General features: G+C 68.4%; 13 protein-coding genes. 1 reads left to right on the top strand and 12 read right to left on the bottom strand.

Annotated features, from left to right (window positions below; genetic code table 11):
- Window positions 1–10: 10 nt before the first annotated feature.
- From GO615_RS17845 to GO615_RS17790, 12 genes are all read right to left on the bottom strand, one after another.
- Window positions 11–1366, bottom strand: a complete 1356-nt coding sequence (locus GO615_RS17845; RefSeq protein WP_169130578.1) for an MFS transporter — start codon at window positions 1364–1366, stop codon at window positions 11–13.
- A 74-nt stretch (window positions 1367–1440) separates the two neighbouring features.
- Window positions 1441–1881 carry a PaaI family thioesterase gene (locus GO615_RS17840; RefSeq protein WP_169130576.1) on the bottom strand — a complete coding sequence of 147 codons (441 nt, stop codon included), beginning with the start codon at window positions 1879–1881 and terminating at the stop codon, window positions 1441–1443.
- A gap of 2 nt (window positions 1882–1883) precedes the next feature.
- Window positions 1884–2690, bottom strand: a complete 807-nt coding sequence (locus tag GO615_RS17835; protein ID WP_169130574.1) for an enoyl-CoA hydratase/isomerase family protein — start codon at window positions 2688–2690, stop codon at window positions 1884–1886.
- 48 nt (window positions 2691–2738) lie between these two features.
- A complete protein-coding gene (locus GO615_RS17830; protein WP_169130572.1) occupies window positions 2739–4277 on the bottom strand; it encodes an AMP-binding protein in 1539 nt (512 codons plus the stop codon).
- Window positions 4270–4788: a (2Fe-2S)-binding protein gene (locus GO615_RS17825; RefSeq protein ID WP_169130570.1), complete on the bottom strand. Its 519-nt coding sequence runs from the start codon at window positions 4786–4788 to the stop codon at window positions 4270–4272. Before GO615_RS17825 ends, GO615_RS17830 begins: the two co-directional genes overlap by 8 nt.
- Window position 4789: 1 nt before the next feature.
- Entirely contained in the window at window positions 4790–5632 is an 843-nt protein-coding gene (locus tag GO615_RS17820; protein ID WP_169130568.1) for an FAD binding domain-containing protein, read from the bottom strand.
- On the bottom strand, window positions 5629–8631 hold the full coding sequence (locus tag GO615_RS17815) for a xanthine dehydrogenase family protein molybdopterin-binding subunit (protein WP_169130566.1): 3003 nt from the start codon (window positions 8629–8631) through the stop codon (window positions 5629–5631). The genes GO615_RS17820 and GO615_RS17815 overlap by 4 nt, the downstream gene beginning before the upstream one ends.
- A 255-nt stretch (window positions 8632–8886) precedes the next feature.
- Window positions 8887–9756, bottom strand: coding sequence for an AraC family transcriptional regulator (locus GO615_RS17810; RefSeq protein WP_169130564.1), 870 nt, complete (start codon window positions 9754–9756; stop codon window positions 8887–8889).
- A 265-nt stretch (window positions 9757–10021) separates the two neighbouring features.
- Window positions 10022–10930, bottom strand: a complete 909-nt coding sequence (locus tag GO615_RS17805) for a LysR family transcriptional regulator (protein ID WP_169130562.1) — start codon at window positions 10928–10930, stop codon at window positions 10022–10024.
- An 11-nt stretch (window positions 10931–10941) separates the two neighbouring features.
- On the bottom strand, window positions 10942–11529 hold the full coding sequence (locus GO615_RS17800; RefSeq protein ID WP_169130560.1) for an ankyrin repeat domain-containing protein: 588 nt from the start codon (window positions 11527–11529) through the stop codon (window positions 10942–10944).
- The gene (locus tag GO615_RS17795) at window positions 11513–12004 is read right to left on the bottom strand and encodes a hypothetical protein (RefSeq protein WP_169130558.1); all 492 of its coding nucleotides are present in this window, start codon (window positions 12002–12004) and stop codon (window positions 11513–11515) included. The genes GO615_RS17800 and GO615_RS17795 overlap by 17 nt, the downstream gene beginning before the upstream one ends.
- A 75-nt stretch (window positions 12005–12079) precedes the next feature.
- The gene (locus GO615_RS17790; protein ID WP_169130556.1) at window positions 12080–12406 is read right to left on the bottom strand and encodes a DUF2917 domain-containing protein; all 327 of its coding nucleotides are present in this window, start codon (window positions 12404–12406) and stop codon (window positions 12080–12082) included.
- A 209-nt stretch (window positions 12407–12615) separates the two neighbouring features.
- Between GO615_RS17790 and GO615_RS17785 the strand changes: the two genes are divergently transcribed.
- The coding region (locus GO615_RS17785) for a GntR family transcriptional regulator (RefSeq protein WP_169130554.1) at window positions 12616–12973 on the top strand (358 nt) is incomplete at its 3' end.

Below are 12973 nucleotides of genomic sequence, written 5' to 3'. Positions count from 1 at the left end.
CGCACTCCTCTCAGTCGAACTTGTTCTGCGTTTCCGGCACGACCTTGGCGCCGATCAGATACACGACCGCCAGCACGGCCGACGTGATCGCCAGCACCCGCGGGATGTCCTGCGGCGTCGCGCTCACGAGCGATACCAGAGTCGGCATCAGGCCGCCCAGCGCAAAGCCGATGTTCCACGACAGCCCCGTGCCCGAAGCGCGCAGGGTGGTCGGGAAGCGCTCGTTGAGGAAGATCAGCACCGGCGCGATGATCGCCCCCCCCAGGAGCGAGATGCCGCACGCCATCGCAGTGATCGCGCCAAGTTCGGCCGGCTGCGCGATCGCCGTGAACAGATAGGGCAGCATCACCAGGCTCATGCACCCGAGGATGTAGAAAGTCCTCTTGCGTCCGATCCGGTCACTCAGTGCGCCGAATATCAGCGCACCGGCGATGGTGCCGACCGAGCCGATCATCAGGATGCGGGAGGAATCCGCGTGCGTCACGCCGGCGACCATCTTCAGCAGCGTCGGCAAATAGCCTGCGGTGATGTAGTAGGTCGCCCCGCCGCCGAACGTGATGAGCAGATTCACCAGCAGCACGTTGCGATATTCACCGGTAAACAGCCTGCGCAACGGCGATACTTGGTCAACGTGCTTGCCCTGGCGCTCGCGTGCCGCCTTCATCTGCTTGAACGCGGGCGTCTCATCGAGGAAGCGGTACATCGCCAGGCCGAACACCGTGCTCACCAGGCCGGAGAAGAACATGACGCGCCAGCCGATCTGGTCGAACTCGTCGCCGGGAAAGACCTGCGACAACACGAAATACACGCTGGACGCGAGCAAGGCGCCCATGCCGGCACCGCCGCTGCCAACGAGCCCGGACATCAGGCCGCGGTGCTGCGGCGCGATCGATTCGGTGCCGATCGTGTGCGTTGACGCCACGATGCCGCCGACGAAGATCCCCTGCACGACGCGCAGCGAAAGGAACAGGAGCGGCGCGATCACACCGGCCTGCTGGATGGTCGGCAACAGACCGAACGCGGCGGTACTCAGGCCGACACCGACCATTGCGATCGTCAGGGCCCCCTTGCGTCCATGCCGGTCGGCGTAGGTACCGAAGATCGCCGAACCCAGCGGCCGCACCAGCAACGCCACCGCGAACGAGGCGTACACCGCCGCCAGTGACAGCGTCGGCTGGTCGGAGGGGAAGAACAGCCTGCCGATGATCGGCGCGACGTACAACAGGATGAACAGGTCGAACAAGTCCAGCGCCCAGCCGAAGGTCGATGCGAATCCGGCCATCAGTGCCTTGCGCGCCGGAACGGCCGCAGCCGCGCTCTCGGACGGCAGCCCCTCGACTGCCTTGCAGGTGATTGTCTCCGCCATTTGTCTGCCTTTGAATGTAGATGTTGTCATTGCGTGCGCCTCTATCGGGCGCACATGCTTGGCTTGGTCCTTGCCTATGTCGTGCGCGGAATGACGCTGGTCGTCAGCCGCGCGATGCACGCGAGCTTGCCCTCCCCTGTTTCAATGCGGATTTCCCAGACATGGGTCTGGCGCCCGAGGTGCAACGGCCGGGCGGTGGCGATCACGTCCTGCCCCTGGGGCACCGCGCGCAGATGGTTGGCGTTGATGTCGAGGCCGACACTGGCAAAGCGCTCGCGGTCGATGCACATCTGGCTCGCCAGGCTGCCGACTGTCTCCGCAAGCGCCACCGAGGCGCCGCCGTGCAGGAAGCCGAGCCGCTGCGCGGTCTGCGCACGCACCGGCATGCGCGCCCGCAGCGCATCCGGCGCAATCTCGACGAACTCGATGCCGAGATGCTCTACCAGCGTGCCGCGCGTGAGTCCGGCGAGATCCGCGGTAGTCCAGGGCTCGTGCCAGATCGGTGTCGCCGCCATCGTCAGCGCCCCGTGAAGTTCGGCTTGCGCTTGGCGTGGAAGGCTTCGACGCCCTCGCGGAAGTCTTCGGAGCTGCGCAGGCGGCTGTAGCAATGCCCTTCGAGCTCGATCGCGATCGCCAGCGGTGCGTCCTCGGTGTCATTGAGAAGCTTCTTCGCGGTGCGCTGCGCGAGCGGCGAGAACTCGACGAGTTCGGCGACGAGCGCATCAGTCGCGGCTTCGAGTTCGGCGTCCGCCACGCACGCCACGGCCACGCCCCAGTCGCAGGCCTGCTTGCCGGGGATGCGGCGCGAGCGCATCACGATGTCCTTGGTGCGGCCCACCCCGACCATCTTCTGCAGGCGCGCGGAGCCGCCCGACCCGGGGATCTGGCCGAGCTTCTGCTCGGGCAGCGCGTACAGCGTCGTCTCGCTGGCGATGCGGAAGTCGCACGCGAGCGAGATCTCGAAGCCGACGCCGAAGCAGTAGCCGCGGTTCGCGGCGATGACGGGCTTGGAGCAACGGGCAGGCGCCGCGATGTTCCACGCGAGCTTCGACACGTGCTCCGGCGTCGCCTCGAGAAAGCCCTTGATATCGCCGCCGCTCGAAAAATGCTCGCCGATACTGCGCAGCACGATCACGCGCACGCGCGGATCCTCGTCGAGCGCCTCGAACACGGCGCGCAGCTGGTCGCGCTGGGCCATCGCGATGATGTTGAACGGCGGACGGTCGAGAATGATGTCGGCACGCTTGCGGTCGGCGTCGATCTCGACGCGGAAGCCGTCGAGCCGGGACAGCAGTTCCTGGGCGGGGTGGTTCAGGGTCGTCATGGTGTGCTCCTCGGTTGATGTGGTAGTGCCGGATGGCCGCTTGGCGGCTCAGTCGAGCGTGGCCGTGGCGTCGATTTCGTAGTCGCCGGCGACGAGCTTGCGTCGCAGGATCTTGCCGACGGGTGACTTGGGGATCTCGCGCACGAAGACGTAGTCGCGCGGACGCTTGAAATTCGCGAGATCGGTCGCGCGGCAGTACTGGTCGAGCGCCTCGGCGCCGATCTCCTGCTTGCGCTTGATGAAGGCCACGACACGCTGGCCCCAGCGCTCGTCCTGCAGGCCCGCGACGGCGACCTCGTCGACGCCCGGATGCAGCGAGAGCACGGATTCGATATCCACGGGCGAGATGTTCTCGCCGCCGCTGATGATCATGTCATCGACGCGACCGCTTACGAAGAGATCGCCGTCGGCGTCGAAATAGCCTGTGTCGCCGGTGAAGTACCAGCCGTGCTTGAGCGACTTGGCGTCCGCGTCGGGGCGCTTCCAGTAGCCCTCGAAGGCTTCGTCGCCGGCGAGGTCGGTGATGATCTGCCCTTCCTCGAACGGCGCCGCGAGCGCGTCGGGGCTGTCGGCCCCGAGCGCGACGACGCGGATGCGGGCGTTCAAAGCCGCGCGGCCGGCACAGCCGGGCTTGGCCCGGGCGTCCTGGTTGATCGCGAAGGTGTACACCTCCGAGCTGCCGTAGTGATTGACGAACAATTCCGGGCGGAAGGCCTCGTCAAGCCGCATCAGCAAGGCGTCGTGCATCGGCGCGCCGGCGAAGCCGAGCTTCCTGACGGTGGAGATGTTGCGGCGTGCGAAATCGGGATGCGCGAGCATGTCGTGGTACAGCGTCGGCACGAGGTAGAGGTTGCTGACCCGTTCCGCCTCGATCAGCGCGAGCGCGGTGCCGGCGTCGAACTTCGGCATGCACACGAAACGTCCGTCGATCAGCGCCATCGACAGCAGCGAACGCACACCCATCGTGTGGTACATCGGCATCACGCCGAGCGTGCATTCGCCGCGGCGATAGAGGTTCTGCGCGACATGGGCGAGCGCCGCGGCACGCTCCTGGCGGTGACGGCGCGGAACGCCCTTCGGCTTGCCGGTCGTGCCCGAGGTGTAGAGCATCAGCGAAACGTCGTCGGCACCGGCCTGCGGCCCGACGGCAAGCGCGGGACCTTCGAGCAGCGACTCGAACGCGACCGACGCTCCTTCGGCGTGCTGCACGCCGATGCGCAGCAGCCCGCCCGCGCCGCTCGACGCCGCCACTGCCTCGGCCGCGGCGGGCTCGAACACTAGCGCCTTTGCGCCCGAATCGGCGAGGCAGTAGTCGATTTCGTCCGGCTTGGCGCGCCAGTTCAGCGGCGTGACGATCACCCCCAGGAACTGGCAGGCCCAGTGCAGCGTCGCCATTTCCCAACGGTTCTGCAGGACCACCAGCAGGTGGTCGCCGTGGCCCACACCGAGCGCGCGCAGCCCCCCGGCCACCGCCTGGACTCGTCCGTGCCACTGCGCGTAGGTGAGCCGCAGCGGCCCATCCACGATCGCGACCGCGTCGGGGCTGCGCTCCGCGCTCTGCAGGAAGGTACGCCCTAGATCAAGCATCGATTGTCTCCTCTGGTTGGGTCTGCCGTGCCGCGGCGACTTCGAGAACGGCCGCGACGATCGGCGTGTAGCCGGTGCACCGGCAGAGATGGCCGGACAGCATGTCCCGGACCTGTTGTTCGGTCGGCATCGGCACCCGTTCGAGGAAATCCGTGCACGAATTCAGGATTCCCGCGGTACAGAAGCCGCATTGCAGCGCGTGGCTGCGGCGAAAAGCCTGTTGCAGGTCGTTCAGCATCCCGTCGCGGTCCGCCAGTCCCTCGACGGTGTCGACGCGCCGGCCGTCGACCTGCACCGCGAGCGTCAGGCACGCACGCGCCGCGACGCCGTCGATGCGCACCGTGCAGGCGCCGCACACGCCGTGCTCACAGCCGACATGCGTGCCGGTCGCACCGAGCTCGTGACGCAGGAAGTCCGACAGCAGCGTCCGGGTCTCGGCGCGGCCGCTGCGGCTCACGCCGTTCAGGGTCACGGTGACGAGGTGCTGCTGTTCCTGTTCGAGTCGATTCATCTCAATGTCCTCCTGCAGAGGGAATGGCGCGGCCGGCCTGCTCGATCACGCGGCGGCCGATCTGGCGTACGAGGTGGCGGCGGTAGGCGGCGCTCGCATGCGGGTCGTCGCGCGCTTCCAGCTCCCACGCGAAGTCGTTGAGGGCGTCGTCGAGCGCGTTGCCCGCCAATCGCGGCAGCGTGACCACGCGCGGCCGGTCGGCGACGCCGCCGACTGCGAAGCGGATCCCGTCGCCATTCACCGCCGCGGCGCACGCGACGATCGCAAAGTCGCCGTGCCGCGAGGAGAACTCCTCGAAGGCGTGGCCGGTGCCGGGGCTCGCGAGCGGATAGCGCACCTCCTCGACGAGCTCGTCCGGCTGGCGTGCGGTCATCAGCATTCCCTGGAAGAACGCTCCGGCCTTCAGCACCCGCGCCCCACGCCGCGAACGCAGCACGACCTCGCCATCGAGCAGCGCGAGGCACAACGGCAGCTCGGCGCTCGGATCGGCGTGCGCGACCGAACCGCACACCGTGCCGCGGTTGCGGATCTGGAAGTGCGAGATGTTCGGGAACGCGAGCGCGAGCAGCGGCACCTCTTTGGCGAGCCCCGGACGCCACTCGACGCTCGCCTGCGTGGCCGACGCGCCGATCACCAGCTTGCCGCCGTCGATGCGCACGTAGTCGAGCGCCTTGGCGCGCGAGATGTCGAGCAGCCGCTGCGGTTGCGCGAGGCGCATGTTGAGCACCGTCACCAGCGACTGCCCGCCTGCGAGGATGCGTGCATCTTCGCCATGCTCGGCGAGCTGTGCGCAGGCTTCCGCGGCGGAGTCGATGCGGATGTATTCGAAGGAAGCGGGTTTCATTTGTTCACCCCCAGGAGTCTCAACAGGCGGTCCCACCACGAAACGGGCTTCGGGGCCGCCCCGCCCGCCTGCCGTCCGAGTTGTTCGAAGAGCTGGCCCAGCACGACGCGCGCCGCGCCTTCCAGCATGCGGCTGCCGACCGCGGCGACCTTGCCGCTCACCTCCGCGCGGTAGTCGTAGGAAAGGCGCGTGCCGTTCGGGATCGCTTCGAGCGTGACGCGACCACTGCCGCGCGCGCTGCCCAGCGCAGACAGGCCCGCGCCCGTCAGGCGCAGCGAGCGTGGCGGATCCAGTTCGGAAAGCGAGATCTCCGCCTCGTAGCGCGCCTTCACGAGACCGACACCGACCGTCACATCGGCGCGGTAGCGGTTCTCGCCGATCGGCTGCAGCGCATGACAGCCCGGGATCACCTTCGTCAGCGCCGCCGGGTCGAGCAGCACGCGGAACACCGCCTCGGGCGACGCGCCGATCTCCGTCGTTCCGGTCGCGGTCAGCGCGCGTCCGCCGCCCGCGGCCGCCGCGGGCTCGGGCGCCCGCTCGCGCGGCTTCGAGGGCGCCGGATCGTCGAAACCGATCAGCGCCATGACCTTCGCCGGCGTCAGCGGCAAGCGCAGGTCGGAAATGTCGCCCAGCGTCGAAAGCGCATCGGCGACCGCGTTGGCGACGCAGGCCGGCGTGCTCATGTTGTTGCCTTCGCCGAGCCCCTTCGCACCCAGCGGCGTGAAGGGCGACGGCGTCTCCATGTGCAGGATCACCGGGTCGGGCACCTCGCAGGTCGTCGGCACCAGGTAATCCGCGAAGGTGCCCGACAGGAAGCCGCCATCGTCGGCGTAGCGGAACTCCTCCATCAGCGCCGCACCCAGCCCCTGCGCAAACGCACCGCGGATCTGGCCGTCGGCGAGCGCCGGATTGAGGATCTTGCCGGCGTCGTGCGCGGTGACGTAACGGTCGATGCGCACCCGTCCCGTGGCCCGATCGACTTCCACGGCGCAGATGTCGAAGGCGAAGCCGTAGGCCGCGGAGGTGTTGACATGGTCCTCGGCGTCGGGCGCGGCGAGCGGCTCCGGGCTCCAGAACACGGTCTCGCGCAGGCCCAGCGTCTCGCCTTCCGGCAGCAGCGCGGGCGCCCAGTGTGCGCTGCTCGCTGCACGTGCGAAGGGAATCGCACGCTCGGGCGCACTGCGCGGGAAGACCTTGCCTCCCGCAAACGCGATCTCGTCTGCGGCGAGGCCGAACTGGTGCGCCGCAATCCGCGCGAGCTTGTCACGCAGCTTCACCGCCGCCAGATGGACGGTCCCCGCGACCGCGCCGGCGAAGCGGCTGGAGTAGTTGCCGGCCGCGACCGACCACGCATCCTTCTGCGTATCGAAATCGACGTTGGTGACGATCTGTTCGGGGCGCAGGCCGAAGGCGTCGGCGACGACCTGCGCGCACACCGTCATGTGACCCTGCCCCGCCGGGGCGGAGGCGACGACGACGCTGACGCTGCCGAGCAGGTCGATGCTCACCGTCGCGCTCGCGATCGCGCCGTTCTTCGGCCCCGCCTTCGCACGCTGCTCCGCGGTGAGCACCGTCGTGATGTAGCCCATGTTCGAGATCGAGGGCTCGACGATCGCCGCGAAGCCGATGCCGTAGAGCCGCCCCTCGGCCCGCGCCGCGTCGCGTCGCTGCTGCAGCTCGGCGAAGCCGCCTTCCCGCACCGCCAGCGCGAGCGCCGCCGGATAGTCGCCGGAATCGAGCAGCGCACCGGCCGCCGCCCGGTACGGAAACGCCTGCGGCGGCACGAAATTCCGGCGATAGACATCCAGCGGATCGAGCCCGAGCACCACCGAGATGCGCTGCACCAGCCGCTCCAGCGCGAAATACACCTGCGGACCGCCGAAGCCGCGCACGAGGCCCGCGGGCGTCTTGTTCGTCAGCACCACGCGGTTGCGCACCCGCAGGTTGCGCACCGCATAGGCGCCGGTCAGGCAGCCGTGCATGCGGTAGAAGGTCGCGGGCTCGGGCGCGCGGAGGTAGCCGCCGACATCATCGAACTGGTCGAAGGAAAGCGCCGTGATGCGTCCGTCGGACTCGACCGCTGCCTCGATCGTCGCCAGCCGCCCGGTCGCCGACGTCGCCCCCGCGAGATGCTCGAGGCGGTCCTCGACCCACTTCACCGGCGCGCCGGCCTTGCGCGAGGCGAGACACATCAGCACGACGTACGGGAACACGCTCTGCTTCACGCCGAAGCTGCCGCCCGAGTCGCGCGGCACCTTGTGGCGCAGCCTTGCGCCCGGCACCTTGAGCGCGAGCGCGATCACCGCGTGCAGCGAGAACGGTCCCATGAAGTTCGACGTGACCTCATAGCCCTCGTCGCCCGGCAGGTGCTCGGCGATGACCACGCCCCCCTCCAGCGGCGTGCAGGAGTTGCGCGGGTAATGCACGGTCAGCGACACGCGATGCGGTGCATCCGCGAAGGCGGCCTCCGGGTCGCCGTAGCGGAAGCTGCGGTCGCTGACGATGTTCGTGCCCACCGCGGGATGCAACACCGGCGCATCGGCGGCGATCGCCGTCTCGATCCCGACGACAGCAGGCAGCGGCTCGTACTCGACACGGATCAGGTCGACCGCATCCTCGGCGAGGTAGCGATCTTCAGCGACGACCACCGCGACCGGCTCGCCGACGTATCGCACGCGATCGACCGCGAGCGACCAGTGTTCCATCGGCTCCTTGACGCCAACGACGAAGGGCTGCGACCAGCGGCGCACGTCCTCGCCGATGAGCACCGCGCGCACGCCGCGCGCCGCCTCGGCGGCCGTCGTGTCGATGCCTTTCAGGATCGCGTGCCCATGCGGCGAGCGCAGCACCGCGGCATGCAAGGTCCCCGGCTTGATGCCGAGATCGTCACCGTAGCGCCCGCGCCCCGTCAGCAGCGCCGCATCCTCGACGCGTTCGAGCGGACGCCCGACGAACGGCGCGTCCTGCGCCATCGCCACGACCGGATCTTCGCGCTTCATCGCGCGCACCCCGCGCAGCGGCTCGCACAACTCCGGCGCACACGCACGCGCCGCAAACAGCAGGTCTGCCTGTCCATGTCTCTCCTCCGTGTCCCGCGCCTCGGCGGGCGCTTTGCCGTTTTCCCGGGCAGTGCCGGGACGTGGCCGAACAATAGGGGAGGAGCGCGCGGCGACCCTTACCGCGCAGTCTCAGGATTTACCGTGGAGTCTGATTTTGATTGCCGGAGCAGTGAACGCCCGGCGCCGCGCCTGCCGTCACACGTGGTTTTCGACGACCGGATCGATGACGTCCACGACCCGGCGGTATTCGCTCGGCGTGGTGCCCAGGTGCTCACGGAAGAAGCGCGTGAAATGCGCCTGCGCCGAGAAACCGATATCGAGCGAGATGTCGGCGAGCGAGGCGCTGCTGGACGTCAGGTTACGGATGGCCGCCTCCATGCGCAGCACGTTCGCGTACACGTTCGGAGTGAGGTTGGTGCTGCGGCGGAACAGCGCGAAGAAGTGCGCGCGCGACAGACCGCACTGTGCCGCGAGCTGGTCCATGTCGAGCGTGATCCCGATGTTGTCGCGCATCAGGGCTATCGCCCGCCGTATCCGCGGGTCGATCGCCTGTCCGCGCGTCGCGCGCAGCAACTCGCCGAAATTGCGCCACTCGGAATTCCGGTCGATAACGCTGATCATCAGTTCGAACAGCTGCGACTCGAGGCGCGCCACAGGAATGCTTTCGGACACGAGCATCTCGCCGGCGAGCTCATCGGCGAGCTTGCGCGCTTGGGGCGAAACGGCCACGCACGGATGCGGAAAGAAATGCGGGTGCGCACTGACCGTCAGCTGTCGCTGGATTTCGGCCAGCCAACTCGGTTCGATGTACAGGCCGAGCAGCACCGTATTGCCGACTTCCGGCCGGTGACAGGCATAGGCATGCGGCTCCCAGGCGTTGACCAGCACCACCGTTTCCGCCGTCAGCGGCTGCAATTCGCCCCGCACCGAAAAGAAGGTGTCGGGCCCGCTGATCTTGATCAGCGCATGGCAATGGTGATGGGCATGCGGCACCAGCGGCTTGTCCATCTCGAGCAGCGCGACACGGCCGAACCGGCCCTGGAAGATCTTGATGGCACGTGACATCCTGCTACCTCGTCCTGCGGGGAAAGGGCGCCGCGGAGGGCGCCGTGTCCGAGCTCGTCGTGTCCGCGGCAAAACGCGCACCAACGCCCTCTTTGTCGTAATGGCAATACAGAACCTGCACTCGTGCCGGTCGCGCTAGGCACGTGCGCGGGATCACATGATCCGCGATGGTGCCCGAAGGAGTCGACCGCACTCCCGCCCGCCAGTTCGGCGTACCAGCGGCGCCCGCACGGACGGGACATTACACCGCACCGAGACGCCGTGACTAGCCACGCTCCCAATAGCCGGGCGTGTTGTAGATGCCCTTCAGGTATTCGATGAAGTGCCGCACCTTGGCCGGCAGGTAGCGCTGCTGCGGATACACGGCCTGGATGTCGTAGGTCGGCGCGGCGAATTCGTCGAGCACGGTCACCAGCTCGCCGCGCTTGAGCTCGGCCTGGATCTCCCAGGTCGAGCGCCAGCCGATCCCCAGCCCCTGCTTCACCCAGCTGTAGAGCAGCTCGCCGTCGTTGCAGTCGAGGTCGCCATCGACGCGCACCGCGACGAGCTTGCCGTCGCGCACGAAGCTCCAGCCGCGCTGCTGCCCGCCCTGCAGGTTGAAGGCGAGGCAGTTGTGGCGGGTGAGATCCTCCAGCACGCGCGGCTCGCCGTGGCGCGCAAAGTAGCCCGGCGTACCGCAGACGACGCGGCGGTTGGGGAAGAGGCGGACGGCGACATAGTTCGGATCGGTGACCTCGCCGATGCGGATGCCCATGTCGTAGCCCTCGCGCACCAGGTCGACGACGCTGTCGGTGAGGTTGAACGACAGTTTCAGCTCCGGGTAGCGCGCCTTGAAGGCCGGCGCGTGCGCGGCGACATGGCGGCGGCCGAAGGCCGCGGGGGCGGAGACGACGAGGTGGCCGCGCACCGTATCGCGGCCGGCGCTGACGCTGGTCTCGGCCTCGTCGAATTCGTGGATCAGGTGGCGGCACTGTTCGAGGAACTGCTCGCCCAGGTCGGTGAGCGTGAGGCCGCGCGTCGAGCGGTGCATCAGGCGCACGCCCAGGCGCTTCTCCAGGCCGTCGAGGCGGCGCCCCATGACGACGGGCGTCACGCCCTCGACCAGCGCGGCGGCGGCGAAGCTGCCTTTCTCGGCGACGAGGACGAAGCTGCGGATTTCGGTGTAGCGGTCCATGCGGGGTCCGGTCAGTCGTGCGAACGGTTCGGGGTCCGGCGCCGCCGTTCGTGCTCAGCGAGGAGTTCGGCAAATTGTACGAGCCCCGCACGCTCGGCCATCTCGCGCGGCGTCTCGTAGTCGTCGATGCGCGTGCGCAGCGTCGGGTCCGCCCCCGCCGCGAGCAGGCACGCCAGCGCAGGCAGATTGCGCTCACCCACCGCCATGTGCAGGGCGGTGTAGTCGTTGATGCCGCGCTGGTCAGGGTCCGCCTCGAAGGCGAGCAACAGCTCGAGGATCTCCACGACGTCCTTGCGGCCCGGCGCCCCCGGATGCGGATTGGTGCACGACAGCGCCGCGATCAGCGATGGAAAACCGCCATCGTCCGGCGCATTCGGGTCGGCGCCGATCTCCAGCAGCGTGCGGATGAAGGCGAGCGGGCTGTGGTAGATCGCATATTCGAGGCAAGACCCTACGGTGATCGGCATCGGCCCGTTCGGCACCAGCGCAGGGTCATCGACCGCGACCCGCAGCGCGGCGAGATCGCCGCTGCGGAAGGCCGCATCGATCCTCGCGAACTGCCGGTATTCGGCGCAGCGCTCCTCATCCGGCCTCGACATGGCTTCCTCGCTCGTCCGCGCGCAGGCACTGGGCCGCACTCATGACCGGCGCTCCGGTCGCACCTTGCTCGAAGCCTTTCGCCTCGAACTCGATCTCGCCCCTGGGCCAGTTGATCGCAATCGTCCACACCTGCGCCACGTAGCGCTCCCGCGGCTCGTCACGACGCTCGATGGCATGGATGGAGAATGGCCCCATCGCCGCGCTCGGACCCGCGTAGTCCAGCGACAGCCGCAGATTGGTCACCTCCAGAAAGCGCAGCGTCGCCGGCACGATGCGGAAGCGGCAAGTTTCCGCATCGCACAGCCACTCGACGATGTAGTCCAGGTCGAGAACCAGCTCCCCCGCCCCGTATTCACCCTCGACGAGGCGCAGCGCATGGACATGGCAGTCGTGCCAGGACATCTCGTCGAACTGCCGCTCGGTCCAGTGGTAGTCGGGCATCGGGACGGGGCACGGGGCGGTCTCCCGCACCATGCCAGGTTGGTGATGCCCAGCACTGTACCGCATGCGGGCGGCCGCGCGGTCGCCGCCCTCCCGCGCCCACAACGATCAGACCGCCGCTCCTGCAGCGCCAACGGCACGCTGCGCACGCGGACGATGCACGCGGCTCAGCAGGCGGCTCGCCCAGCGGATCGGCCACGGCGCGTCGGCGACCAGGCGCACGCTGCCACGCGGCACGCCTTCGATCAGCACCAGTCCCTTGGTGGCGATGCGCATGCCGTCGCCGGCGTCGAGGAAGAAGTCGCCCGCCTGCCCTTCCACCGTCACCCAGATCCGTCCGCGGGCGCACTCCACGCGCAGCCCGCTGGCGTCGCGCAGCGCGAGCGGGCTCCATTCGTCCAGTTGGATCGTTCCACTGCTCGACAACAGGCGCATGATCGCTCTCCCGAGATATCCATTGAAGGTGCAATGCCAGTCTAGGAATCGCGACCGCGCCAGTACAGACACACGGAACCGAAATTGACATCGATACAGTTTGCGATTCTTCAAAGTGTACCGGTCGATTTCGACCCCAACTGTACCTTTCGGGCGCGGGCGGCCGGCCGGACAATGACCGCGCACGCATTTCGGAAAAGGAACGGCCCATGGAGCAGCGCGCGCTGCGCTATGAACAGCTCGCCGACGAGCTGAGCGGCATGATCGCCGAGCGCATCCTGCGCCCGGGCGACCGCCTACCCTCGGTACGCACGATGGCGCGCGAGAAGAAGCTGTCGATCTCGACCGTGGTGCAGGCGCTGCGCCAGCTCGAAGAGCGCGGCCAGATCGAGGCGCGGCCGCAATCCGGCTTCTTCGTGCGCCCGCCCGCCGCCTGCCACACCACCCAGCTCGAACCGCAAGCGCGTCCACGCCGCACCCGCCCGGTGGCGGTGGACATCAGCAGCCGCCTGATGCGCGTCGTCACGCTCAACAGTCGCCCCGACATGGTGCCCCTCGGTGCCGCCC

The organism is Aromatoleum evansii (assembly GCF_012910805.1).
Taxonomy (GTDB): Bacteria; Pseudomonadota; Gammaproteobacteria; order Burkholderiales; family Rhodocyclaceae; genus Aromatoleum; species Aromatoleum evansii.
Note: the sequence above shows the minus strand (reverse complement) of the source record. Positions and strands in the feature narration are given on the sequence as shown.